The organism is Geobacillus proteiniphilus (assembly GCF_001908025.1).
In the GTDB taxonomy this organism is placed as follows: domain Bacteria; phylum Bacillota; class Bacilli; order Bacillales; family Anoxybacillaceae; genus Geobacillus; species Geobacillus proteiniphilus.
In genome coordinates, this window is sequence record NZ_MQMG01000013.1 from 36,348 (window position 1) to 55,070 (window position 18,723).

Here is an 18,723-nt window from a genome sequence, read left to right on the forward strand (position 1 = left end):
TTTATGCTTTCCGATTCTGGTACAACAAATAAATAAAATATGGCGCTCCAATCGCGGCGGTAAACACCCCAGCCGGAATTTCCGTCGGCGCAAGCAGCAGCCGCCCAGCCAAATCCGCCCCCATGACGAACACACCGCCTAACAGCGCAGCGGTCGGAAGAAGAGCGCCAAACGCCGAACCGACAAGGCGGCGCGCCATATGCGGCGCCATCAGCCCGACAAAGCCGATGCCGCCGGCGAAAGCGACCGCGCTGCCGGTGAGCGCGGTGCTAAGCAAAACAAGTCCTAGCCGTTGCCGTTCGACCGCGCCGCCAAGCCCAATCGCCAGCTCATCGCCCAGCTCCTGCACATTGACATGCCGCGCGGCCAATATCGCCACAAGGAGCAGTCCGATGACCCATGGCGCCATGAGCGAAACGTGCTGCCAAGAAGCACCATACACACTGCCCGTAATCCACACGTTTGCCTGGCTCGCCCGATAGATGGGTCCTGTGATCATCAACAGTGTCGTCAACGCCTGCATGAGCGCAGAAACGCCGATGCCGACAAGCACGAGCCGAAGCGGGGCGAGGCCGTTTTTCCACGCCAGCATATATACGAGCCAAGCAGCGGCCGTAGCGCCGAGAAAGGCGGCAAGCGGCAGCCAGTGGATGCTGACGGTCAAAGAGTTGTTTTCATCGCTAAACAGCGCCAAAAAGCCAACGACCGCGGCCGCCGCTCCGCCAGTGATGCCGAGCACATCCGGCGAAGCGAGCGGATTGCGCACCATTCCTTGCAAAACCGCGCCGGCGACAGCCAGCGCCATCCCCGCCATCCAGGCAACCAACACGCGCGGCAGGCGGAACGTCACAATCACCGTCTGATGAATTTCCTCTCCGTATCCGAACAGCGCGGCAGCGGCCTCAAGCGGGGACATGCGCATTTCGCCGCTGCCAATGCTGATAAGGAAAAGTAAGACGGCCGCTGCTATGAGCGCGGCGAGCACCGCAACAGCTTTTTTGTCATAGAAAAACGAGATGTGTTTTCCCATTCGGACCGTGATGTATTTTTTCATTTTGCGGCGATCCCCCTGCGGGCAATGTAGATGAAAAATGGAACGCCGAGCAAGGCGGTGACGATGCCGACCGGCACTTCGCGCGGCATCAGAACGTAGCGCGCCCCAATATCGGCCATAAGAAGCAAAATCCCGCCGAGCAAGGCGCAATACGGGAGCAGCCAGCGGTGGTCGACGCCGGCCAGCGCCCGCGCCATATGCGGCACCATCATGCCGATAAAGCCGATCGGACCGGCGACAGCCACCGACCCGCCAGCCAACAATACGACTAAAATCGCAACGGCGGCCTTGATCACATTCGTCCGTTGCCCGAGCGCTTTCGCCACATCATCCCCCATTACTAAGATGTTGACATGGCGCGCCAGCAGCATGGCCCCAGCCCAGGCGGCCGCCAAATACGGAAAAACGGCCGCCAACAACTCGAGCTTCCGGCCGGCGACCGACCCGGCCAGCCAAAAGAGCACTTCTTCAAGCGCTTTTTCATTCATCGCCAGCATTCCTTGCGTCAGCGAGGCAAATAAAGCCGCGACCGCCGTGCCGGCGAGCGTCATTTTGAGCGGCGTCAGCCCGTCCTTCCCCGCGGCGCTGATCACAAACACGATCAACGCCGCCATCGCCGCCCCCATAAATGCGACCCAAGACAACATTTGCAATGAAGAAATGGAAAAAAAGGTGACCATCACAACAATGAAAAAACCGGCCCCGGCATTAATACCGAAAATGCCTGGCGAAGCGAGCGGGTTTCGCGTCAGCGCTTGCATGAGCGCTCCGGCCATCGCCAAGCTGGCGCCAACTGCAGCCGCAATCAACGCTCGCGGCAGCCGAACCGTCGCCACGACTAAATGAGCATTCGATCCATTATTGTCGATAAGAGCCGCCACCGCCTGCCGCCAACTCGTGTCGGTATATCCGCAAACGATGCTCATCCACATGGCGGCAAGCAGCACAATCAGCAAACCGATGAGGCCAACCATTTTTTGACGGTTTGTCGCCAGCATCTCTGAGATCTCCCTTGCTTCATTTTCTATATCTCTATCGTCAAGTCTATTTGATAATGACTCTCATCGTCAATGTTTTTTTCTCATTTTCTTATGATTTTTTTATCATTTTTTCATTTATAGTTGACAATGATTCTCAATTTTATTTATTATATCAACGTAAATGAAATTCATTATCAAATTCAAAGGGGGATTAGCTAATGAAATCAAGGCATCTCACCCTTCTTTCCGCCTTCATCCTTTCCCTCCTGCTTCTTGCCGGCTGCGGCGGAAAGCAGGAAGAAAAAACATCCAAACCAGCGGAAAACAATGGGGCGAAAGCGGAAGCGAGCTACACGGTCGAACACGCCATGGACACGGCCGAAATCAAAGGAACGCCAAAACGAGTCGTCATTTTGACGAACGAAGGAACCGAGGCGCTCCTCGCGTTAGGCGTAAAACCAGTCGGCGCCGTCAAATCGTGGACGGGCGATCCGTGGTACGACCATATTAAAGATAAAATGGAAGGCGTCAAAGAACTCGGTTTGGAGTCAGAGCCGAACGTCGAAGCGATCGCTGCCTTGAAACCGGACTTAATCATCGGCAATAAAATGCGCCATGAAAAAATTTATGAACAGTTGAACCAAATCGCCCCGACCGTGTTCTCAGAAACGCTGCGCGGCAACTGGAAAGACAACTTTATGCTGTATGCGAAAGCCGTGAACCAAGAGGAAAAAGGGAAACAAATCATTGCTGAATATGACAAACGCATTGAAGACTTAAAAGCAAAACTCGGCGACAAGCTGAAGATGAAAGTATCGATCGTCCGCTTTATGGCCGGCGACGTGCGCATTTACCATAAAGACTCGTTCTCCGGCGTCATTTTGGATCAACTTGGCTTCGCCCGCCCGGAATCGCAAAACGTAAACGACTTTGCGGAAACCGGCGTGACGAGAGAACGCATTCCAGCAATGGATGGCGACATCCTGTTCTACTTTACATATGAGACGGGGGACGGCAAAGCGAGCGAACTTGAAAAAGAATGGATCAACGACCCGCTCTTTAAAAACTTAAATGTCGCTAAACAAGGAAAAGTATACAAAGTGAGCGACACGATTTGGAACACGGCTGGCGGTGTGCTCGCGGCTCATTTGATGTTGGATGATATTGAGAAATATTTCTTGCAAAAACAGTGAAGCTTTCAGCAAGGGCTGTATGGAGGGGTGCGTATCCGCCTTCCGCACAGCCCTCTTTTTCCATGTGCCATGCACTCATTACTCCTCTGCCCGGCAAAGACATAAAGTTGGGAGTTTACTATGACGGAATGATCACAATTTGCCTTAAGACGGAAAAGATCCATGGGCAACGTTTTGCCCTCCACCCGGGCATGAAAATCCCCTTTTTCTTCCCATAATGAAGAGTAGGCGCAAACAGCTCAATAGGACGTTATACTTAATGGTGGCTTGGACCCTGTACAGAAAAGCGTTCGAATCCACTGGGTGCACCACCCATTGTCCGCCCTTTCCCGATGCGGAGGAAAGGTGACGACGAACGGAAAACTGCCGCATGTCTCCCGTGGATTCGCTGTTTGCGCACTCGATCATCGAAAAGGAGGATTTTCATCATGGATGTCATCTATCCTCGCTGCGCAGGATTGGATGTTCATGCCGAAACCATCGTCGCCTGCGCACTATGGGAAGAAGATGGACACATTCAAAAGGACATTCAAACCTTCTCCACGTTCTCGAAGGGACTTGGCGACCTGCTGGAGTGGCTCGAAGAACATGGCGTCACCCGTGTCGCCATGGAATCCACCGGCGTGTATTGGAAACCGGTCTTCGCCTTCCTCGAGGGCTATGTCGACTTGACACTGGCCAATCCGCAACGGATCAAAAATGTCCCGGGAAGAAAAACCGATGTCTCTGACGCCGAGTGGATCGCTAAGCTGCTCCGCCATGAACTCGTTGAAAAAAGTTTCGTCCCCCCAGCGGATATTCGCGAATTGCGGGATTTTACCCGCCTCCGCAAAAAGTGGGTCGGACAGCTGACTTCGGAGAAAAACCGGATTCAAAAAGTGCTCGAGTCTTCCAATGTCAAAATCGGCTCGGTCCTCTCCGATCTCTTCGGCGTTTCTGGAAAAGACATCCTTGCCCGGCTGCTTGAGAAGGGATACGTGGACAAGGACGAGTTGGATCAATGCCTGCGCGGAAGGCTCAAAAAGAAAAAGCAAGCGGTGTACGATTCGCTGCTCGGCACCTTGACCGAACACGAGCTCCGTCTCCTTCGCCTCTTGTGGAAACACGTTGAGGAATTGGAGCAGTTCATCGAAGAAGTCGACCAGCACATCGACCGCCTGCTCGAGCCGTATCGCGAGGAAGTCGAATTGCTGATGACCATGCCCGGAGTGAAAAAACAAACCGCCGCCGTCATCATAGCCGAGATGGGAACCGACATGAGCGTCTTTGAAACGCCGGAACGGGCGGCCTCATGGACCGGATTGTCCCCCGGCAACCATGAAAGCGCCGGAAAGCGAAAGAGCACGCGCACGACAAAATGTTGCCCTGCGCCAACGCGTCATGGCTGTTCGCTTGGTCATGGAAGGATATCTTGGAAAAGACGTCGCTGCCATGCTCCATCTATGTCGCCAAGGTGTGTTTATTTTGTAATTTGAAAAAGGATTCTAAAATAATGTGCTAATTTACACCAATCACTCATATTCTTTTACCCAATTCTTCTTTCAATTCAATAGGCCGTTCACCGCAAATGTTAAAAGACTAGTACTCCAGAGAATGACAGACATAGGCTCAAAACTTTATACTTAACCGGCGCAACATGTCAAATGTATCGACATAGGGCACATTGAATGCATGGCAAACATTAGGAATAAAAATTCTGCTTTTAGAATTAGGATGAAATTGTTCATGTGTTACTACAATAAAATTGTATGTCTTTGCAAACGCTATTAACCAACTATCTGCTGCACTAGCAAACTCTCTTTTTGCCGCCTCAAAATATTGCCCCTGCTGAACAGCCCAAGTAATAATTTCCTGATATGTTCTAAGAACTTCAATTTTATCGGTTGACTCGAACCATCGGGCAAAATAATGGTTGGCCCACTCACTTAATTCATCATTTTTATGAAAGCTATTAATTTCCTGTTTAACACGGTCAATGCTTATGATGTTGCCGTTTTCGGCATGTTGAAGCAGGGCATCCCAAAAGGAAGGAGCGATATCAAAAGAATAATACCTTTTATAGGCTTCAATAAAAATGTTCGTATCCATTACAAATTTATGGCTAGAACTCATACATATCTCCCCGTATCGACATATTCGGCAAACTTAGCAAAAGTGTCACCAGAAAGCCCCGTCAATTGATAGGCTTCACGATAAAGGATCGTTCCTTCCTTTGCCGCGCTTATGACTGCTTCCGCAAAATGACGGCCGATACGCATCGTTTGAGTTGCGTAAAAATTGCCTCCGCTTGTTTTCGTTTGTTCCGTTTGTTGTCGAAGCCGTTTCATATAATCTTCATAAAATAAAAAAAACTCCTCTTTTGTCACAAGGTTTAAGTCTAGAGCTCTACGTGCCGCCACAATTTCACTAACCTTAAAATAGCGAGCCGCCTGTTCAAAACGATCTTCCGATTGACCAACCTGTTTCCATATAATAATTAACTCATCTTCAGGAACAAGAAACTCAGCGGCTGCTTTGTTGCATGCGTTTTCAATTTCAGCATCAGCAGGCTGAAGATTTTTCAAATCGAATGCGGCACTCTCCCCGTACCAAATATGAGCAAGTTCGTGGGCCAATGTAAACATTTGCGCGGCTTTTCCGTCTCTTCCATTTATGAATATTAAAGGGGCATAGTCATCAATAAGGACAAAACCACGAAATTCCGCAACATCCAGTTTTCGATGTGTATTATTGCCAACTACTCCATTAATGACTACAATAATGCCGATATCTTCAGTTTTTCTAATAAGATTGCGTAAAGCTTCCTGCCAAGTTGATTGTTTTGATGCCCATCCATCTTCCAAATTTAACGTCCTTCGCATATCTTGTGCAACGAGTTTTGGATCCATTGACAAGTTCGCACGCCCCACATAATTTAAAGGCGGATTGCCTAGCTGAATTAAATAATCTCGCATCCACTGTTGCCGTCTTTCCATCGTTTGAACCGTTTCCAAAAGATTTGGACTCGGGCGAACAGCTCCTTCATCTCTCACCGTGCGATAATGAGGAATTCTCAACTTCTCCTCTGGTGGATTAGGGAGAAAAAAATAACCAAGAGGTACAGCTGTCATTTTTGCAAGCTTTTCTAACTGCTTAAGCGTCGGCTGGCTCTCTTGATTGATCCATTTATCAATATTAGGAAACTGATCCTTCAGCCGATCAAAATTATCCATGCGTTTGATCACCCATTGTAGGACATTGGGTTTAACCTCAACCTTAACCATTGTATTGCCCCTCCTCTTTGACTATAGTATGCCACAAATGCTGGAAAGAAAAAAGAGAGGAGAGAGCATTCAATAAAAAAAGCTGGCCTCAAAAGGTCATTGTACCACCTTTTGGGACAGCCTCCTGTAAATGTATCACTAACGGCTAACCGCCCGCAGCATAAACGCCTCCACATCATTCTCCGGACCGACAAATTCAATATCCGTGCCGATTGCTTCAAAGTGCTTGCGGGCAAACTCGATTTTTGCCGATTCGCCCGGACGCAAATCTCCTTCCCATTCCTGTCCTTTCGTTTCTAGGACGAAGTACAGCTTTTCTTCTCCGTCTTTCTCAATGACAAGTGCCCAGTCAGGGTTGTAGGAGCCAATTGGCGTGTCAATTTTAAACCAGCTTGGCATCTTCACATATACTTTTATTTTTCATCGTTTTCAAAGCGTTTGGCAAAACGCTCTTTCACATCCGAATCATAGACGACATGGTCAAACGGCGATTTTTCGCTCGGAATCGCATTGTCGTTTAAATAGGCAAGCAATTCCTCGTTTTGGAACAATTCGACGGCATAATACGCATCGTTGCCGATTTTATAATATTTCACCCCGTCTTTTAACAGCTGCTTCATTTCACGCTGGATGATCTTTGTCACTTCTTCGATAAATTTTTGCGGATTGTTTTTGAAATCCTCAAGCCGCTTGCAGCGGGTTAAGATGCGGACAATCGTCTTCCGCGTTAAATTCGTGCGGTTTTGCAGTTCGGTAATGACGTCTGGAAGTGTATGGTGCAAGCTGACGTAATCTTCGACACTTTCGCTTACCGTTGCGCCTGCACCCCTGTCACGCGGTCAATTTCCACTTTTCCCTTGCGGCTTAAAATGCGAATTTTCTCAATGCGCGGCATCGTTTGAATGCTTTCGACGCACTTTTGAATCAATTGTTCGCTATCAAAATCGACGGAATAGACCGTTTTATATTTGATTTTGTCCCATAACTGTCTGAATTCTTCCTGATTGAATACCCGACATATTTAACCCGTGGTGCTAGATAAAACTCAGACAAGCATAAAAATAGCCCTTGCTGGCGGATCTCCTGTAGAATGAAAGTGCGACCCATCATTCGAAAGGAGAGATCCCCCATGCAAGGGCACTTTCATTTTACTACAGATCAAGCCAAACTGCAAAAGCAATATTCCGCCATTTTCTGTTTTGTTTCTGCCCAACTGCCGTTGATTCAAATGCATCTTCATCGCCGCAACCGTCACTTGGTCAAGCAAGAAGACGAAGTGGTCATGGCGGTTCACCTTTTGGGGAAGCTGCTGGGCTTTTCTTCCGAACGAGCCTGGCATCGCTTTGTCACGGGAAATTTGTTCACAAACGGCTCGTTTCTTGAACGCTCCCGATACAACCGCCGCTGCCGAGCGCTTGGCTTCGCGGTCAAATGGATTCGTCATGAACTGGCGAAACGTGGTCAACATCATGCTAGACATTGTCGACAGTCTGCCTCTTCCGTTGTGCCATCCCGCGAGAATGCAGCGCGTCAAGCGGTTTCGAGGGATCGCGGATATGGGGTATTGTGCTTCCAAAAAGCAATGGTACTACGGTTTCAAGCAGCATCTTCAAGTGACCAATCAAGGGATGGCCGATGTCGTGACGGAAGCGTCCTGCCACGACGTCAAAGCCGCTGAAACGGTGATGACTCAAATCCCTCATCCTGACAACTTTGGGGACAAAGGATGCATCAGCCGCGCTCTTCGAGAAAAGCTGTACGAAGAACACCAAGCCGCGTTGTGGACACCGTCTCGAAACAATCAAAAGCACGTCTCATCCAAGGCATGGGAAGAATGGATCAGAAAAAAACGCAAAGTCATCGAGACGGTGTTTTCGATTCTCGTGGACCAATACCGGATCACCGACATTCGGGCGAATTCCATTGCCGGGTTTGAAGTGGCACTCGATGGCATCTTGTTGGCGTATTCCCTGGTCACACTAGGACTGGTTGAGCGCTGACGCTCAACTAGCACCACGGGTTATTTTTAATATGGTTATATTGAGTATAAACAAAAACCGGCCAACCTTCCACGGCTAGCCGGCAACAAAACCGAACGACTTGGAAATCTCGAGTACAGCCTCCACAATATATTTGCCCATCTCCTCTTCCGCCGTCTGCGGGATTTGTTCCGTAAACCCGACAACCGTCACCGCGCCGACGAGATCGCGTTGAAAATCGAACACGGGGACGCTGAACGACGAGACGTGCTTCACCAACGGCTCTAACGCATATGAGAAAAAACGTTCTTTTATTTGTTCAATCTCCTCCTCGAGCTGCTTGCGGCGCTCATCTGACAGTTTGCCAAGCTCCTTTCGCTTCCATTCCCTCACTTGCGGATCGCTTTCGTCCTTAAATGCCGCAAACACTTTCCCTGTCGCCGACAATAACGGAAGCCTCGTCCCCACTTGTGCTCCAATGTTCAACCCATAGTTGGCGCTGCATATATCAACAATTACCGGGCCATCATGCGTCCAAAGCGCCAGCAAGGCGGTTTGGGATGTATGGGCGCTGATTTCCCGCAAATACGGCGTAATTTTGCCGATCACATTTCGGTCTCCCAATGCGGCCGTTCCATACTTCATCAGCTTCCCGCCCAGTGAATACGTGCCGTCTTTTCGATTGCGATATAATAACCCGAGCATTGTCAACGTATTTAAATATTTATATAAATTGCTTTTGGTGATCCCGGACAGCTCCTGAATCTCTGTGAATTTCAACGGCCGGTTTTGCGCGGCAACAACATCGATAATGCTCATGCCCACTTGGAGCGACTGAATAACATTCGCATTTTTTTCACTTTTCTCCATGCTTCGTTCCCCTTCTGTTTTCTCTCTTTATCATTACGAATGTAACAGCAGAGGCCAAAAAAATCAATGTTTCTTTTTTCAAAAATAAATATTGACAATAATCCAAACATTTTAATATTCTATGAATAGATAACATAGTTATCTAATAGTGAACAAACAAGAAAGGAGGCCGTGGCTTGAACAAATATCTTGTCTTTATTCGCAGGACGGAACACTTCACTGGACGCACTCTTCCCGCCCACCGCGATTTTCTGGCGAGTTTGCGGGAATCCGGCGCACTTGTTTCTGCTGGAGCGTTCACTGACCAAACGGGCGGCGCCTATATTTTGCAATGTTCTTCGTACAGCGAAGCGGAAGCGATCATACGCCGCGACCCGATGAACGACCCGAACGAAGCAATCTATGAATTAAAAGAATGGAACGCCAGCTAGATTATAAGCGAAAGGAAGTTGAAAGATGAAACTGGTCACGTTCACAAAAGATGGAGTCTCCCGCATCGGAGCCATAGAAAACGGTTCCATCATTGACCTTCACCGCGCGTTCTATGAAAAATTGCGTGCGGAAGGGAAATTGCGCGCCCGGCAAATCGCCGAGGCCTACGTTCCAAGCGATATGGTCGGCTTTTTGCAGGGCGGCGAAGAAAGCATGAACTATGCGAAACAAGCGGTGGAATTCGCCCTTTCCCATGACAGCGACGTCCCGCTTGTGTTCAAACGAGAGGAAGTGAAGCTCAATGCACCGGTTCCGAATCCGGGAAAAATGATCTGCGTCGGTCATAACTATCGAGAGCATATTTTGGAAATGGGCCGGGAAATCCCCCCTTATCCTGTCGTGTTTGCGAAGTTTGCCAATACAATCATCGGTCCGGAAGACGATATTCCGTTCTATCCGATTTCCGAGCAGCTCGACTATGAAGCAGAGTTCGCGTTTGTGATCGGCAAGCGGGCTCGCAACGTTTCACAAGCCGAAGCGCTTGATTATGTCGCCGGCTACACCATTGTCAACGATGTGACGTACCGCGACTTACAGCGCCGCACGCTGCAATGGCTGCAAGGAAAAACGGTCGACGGCAGCGCGCCGATGGGGCCATGGCTTGTTACATCCGATGAGTTGGCTGATCCGTCAGGGCTTGACATCGCCCTTTTCGTCAACGGAGAAGAACGGCAACATTCCAACACCGCCAATTTAGTGTTTACCGTTCCGTATCTCGTTGAATTTTTATCCGGTTTAATGACACTCGAACCGGGCGATGTCATCCTCACCGGCACTCCAGGCGGCGTCGGTGTGGCCCGCAACCCGCAAGTGTTCTTGAAAGACGGGGATGTCGTCCGCATCGAGGTGGACAAAATCGGCGTACTCGAAAATCGGGTGAAAAAGGTGGAGGTGCCGTCATGACGAAATCATTCTTGCAATCTTCGTCCGCAACAGTCAAAGAAACCGTTGACAACATGGTCGAACTCGTACAATCGCTTTCCGAAGAACTGATCCGCTGGAAGCCGTCGGAAGACGAATGGTCGATCGCACAAATCCTCTCCCACTTAAACGAAGCGATTCCGTATTGGGTGGAAGAAATCAAACGAATCAAACAAGACACCTCGACCACATGGGGCCGCGGGCTTGCGGATGAAGCTCGGCTGGCTGCTGTCGACGAAGCGCATGTCAATCGCTTCTCTATAGCGGAACTATTGGCGCAGCTAAAAACGGTCCCGGAAACTGTAGAAACAGCGTTCCGCAGGCTGGATGAACGCGATTTAGCCATCGTCGCGCCAAGCCGCAACCCGAAGTTTAACGGCCAGCCGTTGCGCTTTATCATCGACCATTTGATTGTCGAGCATGTGCAAAAACACCTCAACCAAATCAAGCGCAACATCAAAAAATGGAATGAAAAGGAGTGATCCGTATGGCGGAAAAAGGGAACTTTCTGCAAGACCAAGATGTCCTTGATTTCAACCGCGATATTGAGCAATACCATTTGGGCCCGCTTTGGAACGCGATTCCCGATTTGATGAAGCATCAGCCGGAGCCGCACGCCAAAGCGTACTTATGGAAATACAGCCTCCTGAAGAAAAAGTTGATGGAAGCGACGCAAATTTTCACCCCAGATCGCGGTGGTGAACGGCGCGCCATCTACTTGCAAAATCCAGGACTGAACTACCGAAAGCCATGGGGCTGGGCATCAACGACCCAAACGTTATATGCGGCTGTCCAGCTCATTTTGCCGGGCGAAACGGCTCCTTCCCACCGTCACGTACAAAACGCTCTCCGTTTTGTGATGGAAGGCGAAGGCGCTTACACGATTGTACAAGGAGAACGCATCTTCATGGAGCGCGGCGACTTTTTGACGACACCAAACGGACTTTGGCACGGCCATGGCCATCCGGGCTCACAACCGATGATTTGGATGGACTGCTTGGATATTCCGACAATCTATTTCTTGGGCGGTACGTTTTTTGAGCCATATCCAGAGAAGCTTCAAAATCCAGAAGTGCCAGACAACTATTCAGCGCAGCGCTATGAAGGCGGAATGGTGCGCCCGATTTCTGACCGTTATCCGAAAAAAGCGCCGCTGGCCGCATATAAATGGAAGCGCACACACGAAGCGCTCGAGGGACTCAGCCGCTTTGAGCCCGATCCGTACGACGGGTACGCAGTCGAGTATATCAATCCGTCCAACGGCGAAACGGCGTGCCCGACGATCGCTTCTTGGATGCAAAAACTGCCCAAAGGCTTCCATACGAAAGCCCATCGCCATACACATGCGTCCATCTATCACGTTTTTGAGGGATCGGGGTATACGATTATCAACGGCATCCGCTTCGACTGGGAAAAAGGCGACTTCTTCGTTGTGCCAAACTGGGCGTGGCATGAACATGTCGCTGAAGAAGACAGCTATTTGTTCTCGACAAACGACTTGCCGATTCTCGAGAAATTCGGCTTAGAACGCGAAGAGGCATTGGAGGACAACAATGGCTATCAAACGGTGACTGGGGAATTTAAACCCGTTCTTGGATAATTCATGTTCGATCATTTCAAATGCTAATATAGGGGGTTTTCATCATGACCAAAACAGATTTGATCATTGTCGGTGGCGGAATTGGCGGCTTGGCTGCCGCTTTAGCCGCCGCCGAAAACGGAAAAACGTCGATGGTATTGGAACGGGCGCCGGAATTCGGCGAAGTCGGCGCCGGCATCCAATTAGCGCCAAACGCTACGTCAGTATTGAAACGCTTTGGCGTGATGGACGAAATCGAAAAAGTGGCTGTCTTTCCGAAACGGCTCGTGTTAAAAGACGTTTACACCGGTGAAGAGCTGAGCGCGATGGATCTTGGCCAAGCGTTTCTTGAGCGCTACGGGCATCCGTACATCGTCCTCCACCGCGCTGACTTGCATCGCATTTTGTTTGAAGCGTGCGTCCGCACGGGCAAAGTGACGTTTGTCAATAACCAAACGATCGTCTCCGTCAACCACAATAGCAACGGTGTTACGGTAACGAGCGAAAGCGGCGATACGTTCACTGCTGACGCTGCCATCGGCGCAGACGGCATTCACTCAAACATCCGCAAATATTTCTCGGATGATGAACCCATCTGTTCAGAATATGTCGCCTATCGCGGCACAATTCCGATCGAAGAAATTCAAGCTGAGCCTCATGAGTTAGATGATGTCATTATGTGGATCGGACCATATTTGCATCTTGTCCAATATCCGGTCAGAAGCAAACAGCTGTACAACCAAGTCGTCGTGTTTAAATCGTACCGTTACAAAGAAAACAGCGATGATTGGGGCACGCCGGATGAAATGGAGCGGCGCTTCAAAGGCAGCCATCCGAAAGTGTGGCATGCGCTGTCGTTTATCAACCGCCAGTTCCGCTGGCCGATGTACGATCGTGTTCCGATCGACAACTGGACGAACAGAAACGTCACCTTGCTTGGCGACGCGGCTCATGCGATGCTTCAATATTTGGCCCAAGGCGGCTGCCAAGCGCTTGAAGATGCTTCATATTTGGCGGATATGTTGAAACAATATCCAAATGACTATGAAAAAGCGTTTTTAGCGTATCAAAAAGAACGGATTCCACGCACCGCCAGAGTGCAACGGAGCGCCCGGACATGGGGAGAGATTCTCCATGCGGCCGATCCGATCACGATTTTATTGCGCAACACGATTTTTAAACAGCGCACCCCGCAAAATTACGAGGCGGCTGACTTTTTATACAACTATGAGCATACAACTAGAAAAATCAAATCAGAAGTATTATCATAATTTTTACACAACTCTTATCCAACGCAGGCGGAGGCGTCACATCGCCGCTCCCCCTGCCATTTTTCCTTTTATGGGGGAAGGAGCGTGATTCATGGGCCAAGAAGCATTGTGGACAAAACACTTTGCCAGCCTTTTTATTTGCAATTTTTTCTTGTTTGCCAACTATTATTTTCTTTTGGTCACCATGCCGATTTACGCCATTCATGACTTGCACGTCGAGGAATCGCTGTCAGGGCTTGTGTCGGCTGTTTTTTTGGCGGCGGCCATTATCGTCCGTTTTGCCGCCAACCAGTTTGTCGAACGCTACGGGAAGCGATTGATGCTGAGATGGTCTCTTCTTCTTTTCATTACATCTTCCGTATTGTACCTATTTTCCCACAGCCTGCTCAGTTTGCTTGCCATCCGCTTTTTGCACGGCTTAGGGTTCGGCATTGCCACGATGGTAGGCGGAGCGCTCGTCGCTGATATCGTTCCATCGACACGGCAAGGGGAAGGAATGGGCTATTTTGTTTTGTCCTCCAATCTCGCTATGGTGGCTGGGCCGTTTTTCGGCCTCTTTTCTCTTGAACGCCTTGGGGCGTTTTGGATGCTGATCATTGCGCTTGTATGCACCGTCGCTTCTTTCCTTTCTGCGCTGTCTATCCGTTCGGCGGCGCCGCAGGTGAAGCAGTCATCTTCGAAGCTGCGAATCCAGCTGTCGCTGAAGCAGATGATCGAGCCTTCCGTGCTACCGCTGGCGTTCATCGGTGCATTGTTCGCTTTGACGTACGCGCCCGTGCTGTCGTTTGTGTCGGTCTACGCCAAATCGCTTCATCTTGGGGAAAGCAGCAATCTCTTTTTCGTGATTTATGCTGCGGTGCTGCTTGTTTCCCGCCCGTTTACCGGGAGATGGTTTGACGCACACGGACCGAAGGCGCTTATTGTATTTTGCACATCTTCATTTGCCGTCGGGCTGTTTTTGTTAAGCATAGCGAAAACGGCAGGAATCTTTTTATTGAGTGCAGCTTTGATCGGAATGGGCTGGGGCAATTTGTTTCCGGTTTTGCAGACGATGGCGATTCAATCAGGCCCTTTGTCGCGCAGTTCTTCTTCCCTCGGCACGTTTTTATCGTTTTTTGACGTTGGCATCAGCGCCGGCTCTTTTCTCACCGGCGTGCTGATGGCCTCAATCGGATTCCGACCGCTTTACGCCGGAGATGCATTGTTTCTGCTCGCTGTTTTTGCCCTTTATTTCGCCATGATCGAAAAACGACGAAAACACGAACACCGCCACACCCAACAACAGCAACGCGCCTGACCATACGACGGTTGCCGCCTGCCGCGAAGTATGGTACATTCAAAATGCAGACTGTACGGAAAGGAAGAAGAGGATGAAACAACTGACATGGATCGCCACATGCATGTTGTCGCTCAGCGTTCTGCTGTCAAGCTGCACCGATGACGGCGTCCAGGAACAAAGCCACTCGCAGATGACGAAAACCGCCACCGGCGATATTCGTGAAACGACAAAATCGGTCGAGCATTTGCCAAGCTTTTTGAGCGCGTTTGAAGAAGAGATGGCTGTCTTGTACCAACAGGCTGCCGAACATCGCGAGCTGCTTGAGAATATCCCGTGCTATTGCGGCTGCGGGCAATCGGCCGGCCACAAAAACAATTACGATTGCTTTATCTATGAAAATAAACCAAACGGCTCGGTCGTCTGGGATGACCATGCGACCAAATGCGGCGTCTGCCTCGAGATCGCCGCTGAATCGATCGCCGCTTACGATCAAGGGAAATCGATCAAAGACATTCGGCGCATGATCGATGAAAAATATAAAGAAGGCTATGCCGAACCGACGCCGACGAAGCCGCTCTAATACCAATGAAAAAAGCGCCAAATCCGGCGCTTTTTTCATTGCAGCCAGTCCCCCGTTTGTCCCGCCGAGCGCCCACTGCTTTTTGGTCAAGAGAAATAGGCTGTTGGAACTTGATTTCCCCTGCCAAAAAAAATCGACAAAGGCTTCTAGCACGGGCAACATCAACACCGGCTGAGCGCGGCGTACAAGTCATGCAATGTTTCGATGCCGCGCTGGCGGAATTCATCAAGCAAGATCGCCCATAGCTTCGCCATCGCTTCGACGTCGCCATCCGCCGTATGGCGGCGCGGGCAACGGATGCCATAACAAGCTAACGCATCGTCAAACGTCGGGCACGAATGGCCGATCAGCGTCATCATCGGCTGCAAGTCAAGAAAGCGTCCGCTCCATTTTTGCCGGTAATGGCGCCAAAGGGCATGGCGCAAAAACGCCAAATCATGGCCGATATGGTAGCCGATTAAGACGCCGGCGGCGATAAATGGCACAAATGTGCGCAGCGCCTCCGCGAGCGGCGGAGCGAACACCACATCCCTCGCCTCAATGCCGGTCAAGGCGGAAATATGTTCCGGAATCGGCTTTTCCGCTTGACGAGCGTCATGTACGCATCCGTCACGACTCCTCCGACCGTTTTCGCTGCCGCCATGGCCAAAATTTCATCGCCTTGCTCCGGGGAAAAGCCAGTCGTTTCCATATCGATGATGACAAACGGGATGTCAACCAAACGGTCATGCCAATCGATGATCTGCTGTTTTTCCTTTTGCAGCGAGCGAAGCCATGTTTCCTGTTGCAGCGAATGATCATGCCCAAATAAGGCGGATGATGCCTCGCGCGGAACGCCGAGCGACAACAAGCGGAGCGCCCGCTGCCAAAAACGGTGCCGCTCATGCATGAATGTTAGCCACCCGCCGGGCGACAAAGCGCTGCAGCCGCTTCGCGATGCGCATCGCCTGCTTCAGCTGCTTTTGCTCCGTCCGCTCAAGCGTCCGCCATAACACATATTCACGCCCGTCCCCCGCCTCGGTGCTGTACTTAAGGCGAATCGAATAGTAAACAGACAGCGCCTCGCAAACGGCGGCGGAAAGCGGCGCCGTCAATACGCCAGCCGCTTCAAGCGCCCGCCGCCGCTCTGCCGTGTCCGCCGCCGGGACGCGCGCAAAACAGGCCAACCATTTTAAAGCGTTGGTGAGCTGCACGTAGCCGCTTTGTTTCATATGAACGGCCCCGCTGCGCGGCCCCCATCGCTCCGTTTGCACGTTGCCCAGCCAACCGAGCGGAACCGCAGGGAATTGGACGTGTTCGCCCATGCGCGCCAACAGCGGCGGCCGTTTGGCCACCGCCGAAAACAGCGCCTTTCTTCCTGCTTCAGCGAGTTCGGCATCGCCATAAAGCGGCCGCATATCCATCGCGATCAACAAAAAGCGAATGTCGTTCGGCCACCCGCTGTCTAAATAGGAAGAAAGTTGTTGCTCCCAACCGCGAACCGACTGCGCCCACCGCTTGTTCGTCGCCATCACATAACCGGGACAGTACGGATAGCCGGCCTCATGCAACATGTCCACCCCAACCGCCGCCGTATGGCGGATGAATTCATAACAGGCTGCCTCTTCCTCCTCGGGGCAGTCGAATAAAATGCCGTGGTCTTGGTCCGTCCAAATCGTCGGCTCGCGCCGGCCGATGCTTCCCATCACGTACCAGCACCACGCCGATGGCCGAGTGCCTACCGATCGTTTCATCGTCTCCCGCTCCGCAAGGAAAAACGCGCGGCGAAGGATGGCTTCATGCACGCAAACGACGTCGCTTGCAAGCTGCTTCATTTGTTCAGGTGCTAGACAGCGCCGCAGTTCGCGCGCCAGTTCATCATGACAAAAACGAAGTTCGGCGGCCGACTCGGCTCGGTTTAGTCGCTCGACCACCTTTGCCGCCAACGATTCCATCACCTTTCCCCTCCTGGCTACTGCTGGGCGAGGGTCTTGGGCTGATACGCCGGATCGAGCTGTTCCGGATAGCCATAAGAGCCGTGCTCGCTAATATCAAGACCTGAAATTTCTTGTTCCGCCGTGACACGCAGCCCGATCGTTTTCTTCATGGCATATAAGATGACAAACGAAACAGCAGCGACATACACCGCAGCGCCGAGCACCCCGACCGTTTGCACAATCAGCTGATCAAATCCGCCGCCGTAAAACAGTCCAGCCTTCCCGATGCCCGTGATCTCGACTAAACGCGGCGAGGCGAAAAACCCGGTTGAAATCGTGCCAATAATGCCAGCGACACCATGGACGGAAAAAGCGTAAATCGGATCGTCAATCCCTTTGCGTTCAAAATAGATGGATGTCCAGAACGTAAACGACCCCGCCACTGCACCGATCACAACCGCCGCCCACGGTTCGACGAACGCGCACGCAGCGGTAATGGCGACCAAGGCCGCGAGCACGCCGTTGACCATCGCTGGAATGTCCGCTTTGCCGACCAAAATTTTCGCCGTCACAATCGCGGCGATCGCTCCCGCCGCGGCGGCCAAATTCGTCGTCAGCGCGACATAGCCAAAAAACCCGTCGCCAATAGCCATCGTGCTGCCGGCGTTAAAGCCGAACCAGCCGATCCATAAAATCAAACCGCCAATGACCGTATATACTTGGTTATGTCCAGGAATGACGTTTGGCGTCTTGTCTTTATTGAATTTGCCGATGCGCGGCCCAAGCAAAATTGTAGCCACGAGCGCCGCAATCGCTCCTTGCAAGTGAACAACGGTCGAACCGGCGAAATCTTGCATTCCCATTTTTCCAAGCCAGCCGCCGCCCCACACCCAATGGCCGATCACCGGGTAAATGGCGATCGTAAAAATCGTGCCGAAAAGAAAATAAACAGACAGTTTCGCCCGCTCAGCGAAGCCGCCCCAAGCGATGGCCAGCGACACGCCGGCAAAGCCGAGCTGGAATAAAAATTTGAGCTCGAGCGGCACATTCGCCCACGACAACGAGTCAAACGTCCCTTTTCCTTCTTTTAAAAACCAGCCTTCCGTCCCGATGAAGCTATTCCCAGCCCCAAACGTAATGGCAAAGCCGAACGCCCAAAACGCCAATGAGGCGATGGCAAAGCTTAAAATTTGTTTGCCGGCCACATGCCCGGAGTTTTTCATGCGCGTTGATCCGGCCTCAAGCAAAGCAAACCCTGCCTGCATGCCGATGACGAGCACCGCCGAGAGCATGACCCAGAGGGCATCAAGCCCAAGCGTCAACGTTTTTTCATCCATTTACGCATC

The 18,723-nt window shown here is 51.1% G+C and carries 15 protein-coding genes and 4 pseudogenes; 10 read left to right on the forward strand and 9 right to left on the reverse strand.

Annotation, left to right across the window (positions count from 1 at the left end; all coding sequences use genetic code 11):
* Position 1: 1 nt before the first annotated feature.
* Together BRO54_RS06375 and BRO54_RS06380 are read right to left on the reverse strand one after the other, a co-directional pair.
* Positions 2 to 1,054 carry a FecCD family ABC transporter permease gene (locus BRO54_RS06375; RefSeq protein WP_074043455.1) on the reverse strand — a complete coding sequence of 351 codons (1,053 nt, stop codon included), beginning with the start codon at positions 1,052 to 1,054 and terminating at the stop codon, positions 2 to 4.
* On the reverse strand, positions 1,051 to 2,052 hold the full coding sequence (locus tag BRO54_RS06380) for a FecCD family ABC transporter permease (protein WP_074043456.1): 1,002 nt from the start codon (positions 2,050 to 2,052) through the stop codon (positions 1,051 to 1,053). Before BRO54_RS06380 ends, BRO54_RS06375 begins: the two co-directional genes overlap by 4 nt.
* A 200-nt stretch (positions 2,053 to 2,252) precedes the next feature.
* On the opposite strand from BRO54_RS06380, the gene BRO54_RS06385 reads away from it, so the two are divergent.
* The gene (locus tag BRO54_RS06385) at positions 2,253 to 3,227 is read left to right on the forward strand and encodes an ABC transporter substrate-binding protein (RefSeq protein ID WP_074043457.1); all 975 of its coding nucleotides are present in this window, start codon (positions 2,253 to 2,255) and stop codon (positions 3,225 to 3,227) included.
* 428 nt (positions 3,228 to 3,655) lie between these two features.
* Positions 3,656 to 4,594, forward strand: a pseudogene (locus BRO54_RS06390) (IS110 family RNA-guided transposase); the annotation flags it as partial.
* Between the two features lie 241 nt (positions 4,595 to 4,835).
* Here the strand turns inward: BRO54_RS06390 and BRO54_RS06395 are convergent.
* The 3 genes and pseudogenes from BRO54_RS06395 to BRO54_RS20895 form a co-directional block, all read right to left on the reverse strand.
* Positions 4,836 to 5,339: a DUF4411 family protein gene (locus BRO54_RS06395; protein ID WP_074043458.1), complete on the reverse strand. Its 504-nt coding sequence runs from the start codon at positions 5,337 to 5,339 to the stop codon at positions 4,836 to 4,838.
* A complete protein-coding gene (locus BRO54_RS06400) occupies positions 5,336 to 6,490 on the reverse strand; it encodes an ImmA/IrrE family metallo-endopeptidase (protein WP_074043459.1) in 1,155 nt (384 codons plus the stop codon). Before BRO54_RS06400 ends, BRO54_RS06395 begins: the two co-directional genes overlap by 4 nt.
* A 138-nt stretch (positions 6,491 to 6,628) precedes the next feature.
* Positions 6,629 to 7,502, reverse strand: a pseudogene (locus tag BRO54_RS20895) (restriction endonuclease); the annotation flags it as partial.
* Positions 7,503 to 7,619: 117 nt separating this feature from the next.
* Here BRO54_RS20895 and BRO54_RS06410 point away from each other — a divergent pair.
* Positions 7,620 to 8,490 (forward strand): annotated as a pseudogene (locus tag BRO54_RS06410) (IS982 family transposase).
* 75 nt (positions 8,491 to 8,565) lie between these two features.
* Here the strand turns inward: BRO54_RS06410 and BRO54_RS06415 are convergent.
* Positions 8,566 to 9,339: an IclR family transcriptional regulator gene (locus BRO54_RS06415; RefSeq protein WP_013523557.1), complete on the reverse strand. Its 774-nt coding sequence runs from the start codon at positions 9,337 to 9,339 to the stop codon at positions 8,566 to 8,568.
* 176 nt (positions 9,340 to 9,515) lie between these two features.
* Here BRO54_RS06415 and BRO54_RS06420 point away from each other — a divergent pair, with 176 nt between their 5' ends.
* The 7 genes from BRO54_RS06420 to BRO54_RS06450 all read left to right on the forward strand — a co-directional run bounded on the left by BRO54_RS06420 (position 9,516) and on the right by BRO54_RS06450 (position 15,461).
* Entirely contained in the window at positions 9,516 to 9,770 is a 255-nt protein-coding gene (locus tag BRO54_RS06420; RefSeq protein WP_074043460.1) for a YciI family protein, read from the forward strand.
* A 25-nt stretch (positions 9,771 to 9,795) separates the two neighbouring features.
* The gene (locus BRO54_RS06425) at positions 9,796 to 10,734 is read left to right on the forward strand and encodes a fumarylacetoacetate hydrolase family protein (RefSeq protein WP_074043461.1); all 939 of its coding nucleotides are present in this window, start codon (positions 9,796 to 9,798) and stop codon (positions 10,732 to 10,734) included.
* Positions 10,731 to 11,234 carry a DinB family protein gene (locus BRO54_RS06430; protein WP_074043462.1) on the forward strand — a complete coding sequence of 168 codons (504 nt, stop codon included), beginning with the start codon at positions 10,731 to 10,733 and terminating at the stop codon, positions 11,232 to 11,234. Before BRO54_RS06425 ends, BRO54_RS06430 begins: the two co-directional genes overlap by 4 nt.
* A 5-nt stretch (positions 11,235 to 11,239) precedes the next feature.
* Complete coding sequence (locus BRO54_RS06435) at positions 11,240 to 12,352, forward strand: cupin domain-containing protein (RefSeq protein WP_074043463.1); 1,113 nt, start codon at positions 11,240 to 11,242, stop codon at positions 12,350 to 12,352.
* A gap of 44 nt (positions 12,353 to 12,396) precedes the next feature.
* On the forward strand, positions 12,397 to 13,602 hold the full coding sequence (locus BRO54_RS06440; protein WP_074043464.1) for an FAD-dependent monooxygenase: 1,206 nt from the start codon (positions 12,397 to 12,399) through the stop codon (positions 13,600 to 13,602).
* 91 nt (positions 13,603 to 13,693) lie between these two features.
* Positions 13,694 to 14,899 (forward strand): MFS transporter, encoded by a 1,206-nt coding sequence (locus BRO54_RS06445; RefSeq protein ID WP_074043465.1) that lies wholly within the window; start codon positions 13,694 to 13,696, stop codon positions 14,897 to 14,899.
* Positions 14,900 to 14,972: 73 nt separating this feature from the next.
* Positions 14,973 to 15,461: a PCYCGC motif-containing (lipo)protein gene (locus BRO54_RS06450; protein WP_074043466.1), complete on the forward strand. Its 489-nt coding sequence runs from the start codon at positions 14,973 to 14,975 to the stop codon at positions 15,459 to 15,461.
* A 161-nt stretch (positions 15,462 to 15,622) separates the two neighbouring features.
* On the opposite strand, the pseudogene BRO54_RS20900 reads toward BRO54_RS06450, so the two are convergent.
* The 3 genes and pseudogenes from BRO54_RS20900 to BRO54_RS06470 form a co-directional block, all read right to left on the reverse strand.
* Positions 15,623 to 16,350 (reverse strand): annotated as a pseudogene (locus BRO54_RS20900) (exonuclease domain-containing protein).
* Positions 16,343 to 17,395: a DUF294 nucleotidyltransferase-like domain-containing protein gene (locus tag BRO54_RS06465; RefSeq protein WP_074043468.1), complete on the reverse strand. Its 1,053-nt coding sequence runs from the start codon at positions 17,393 to 17,395 to the stop codon at positions 16,343 to 16,345. The pseudogene BRO54_RS20900 and the gene BRO54_RS06465 overlap by 8 nt, the downstream one beginning before the upstream one ends.
* Before the next feature lie 17 nt (positions 17,396 to 17,412).
* Positions 17,413 to 18,714 (reverse strand): ammonium transporter, encoded by a 1,302-nt coding sequence (locus BRO54_RS06470; protein WP_074043469.1) that lies wholly within the window; start codon positions 18,712 to 18,714, stop codon positions 17,413 to 17,415.
* Positions 18,715 to 18,723 lie beyond the last annotated feature (9 nt).

Excerpts from the sequence above, each read along its gene's own strand:
- BRO54_RS06375 (WP_074043455.1), bottom strand. The coding sequence starts at position 1,054 with ATGAAAAAATACATCACGGTCCGAATGGGAAAACACATCTCGTTTTTC.
- BRO54_RS06445 (WP_074043465.1), top strand. The coding sequence starts at position 13,694 with ATGGGCCAAGAAGCATTGTGGACAAAACACTTTGCCAGCCTTTTTATT.
- BRO54_RS06400 (WP_074043459.1), bottom strand. The coding sequence starts at position 6,490 with ATGGTTAAGGTTGAGGTTAAACCCAATGTCCTACAATGGGTGATCAAA.
- BRO54_RS06415 (WP_013523557.1), bottom strand. The coding sequence starts at position 9,339 with ATGGAGAAAAGTGAAAAAAATGCGAATGTTATTCAGTCGCTCCAAGTG.
- BRO54_RS06450 (WP_074043466.1), top strand. The coding sequence starts at position 14,973 with ATGAAACAACTGACATGGATCGCCACATGCATGTTGTCGCTCAGCGTT.
- BRO54_RS06465 (WP_074043468.1), bottom strand. The coding sequence starts at position 17,395 with ATGGAATCGTTGGCGGCAAAGGTGGTCGAGCGACTAAACCGAGCCGAG.
- BRO54_RS06380 (WP_074043456.1), bottom strand. The coding sequence starts at position 2,052 with ATGCTGGCGACAAACCGTCAAAAAATGGTTGGCCTCATCGGTTTGCTG.
- BRO54_RS06385 (WP_074043457.1), top strand. The coding sequence starts at position 2,253 with ATGAAATCAAGGCATCTCACCCTTCTTTCCGCCTTCATCCTTTCCCTC.
- BRO54_RS06430 (WP_074043462.1), top strand. The coding sequence starts at position 10,731 with ATGACGAAATCATTCTTGCAATCTTCGTCCGCAACAGTCAAAGAAACC.
- BRO54_RS06470 (WP_074043469.1), bottom strand. The coding sequence starts at position 18,714 with ATGGATGAAAAAACGTTGACGCTTGGGCTTGATGCCCTCTGGGTCATG.
- BRO54_RS06435 (WP_074043463.1), top strand. The coding sequence starts at position 11,240 with ATGGCGGAAAAAGGGAACTTTCTGCAAGACCAAGATGTCCTTGATTTC.
- BRO54_RS06425 (WP_074043461.1), top strand. The coding sequence starts at position 9,796 with ATGAAACTGGTCACGTTCACAAAAGATGGAGTCTCCCGCATCGGAGCC.
- BRO54_RS06440 (WP_074043464.1), top strand. The coding sequence starts at position 12,397 with ATGACCAAAACAGATTTGATCATTGTCGGTGGCGGAATTGGCGGCTTG.
- BRO54_RS06395 (WP_074043458.1), bottom strand. The coding sequence starts at position 5,339 with ATGAGTTCTAGCCATAAATTTGTAATGGATACGAACATTTTTATTGAA.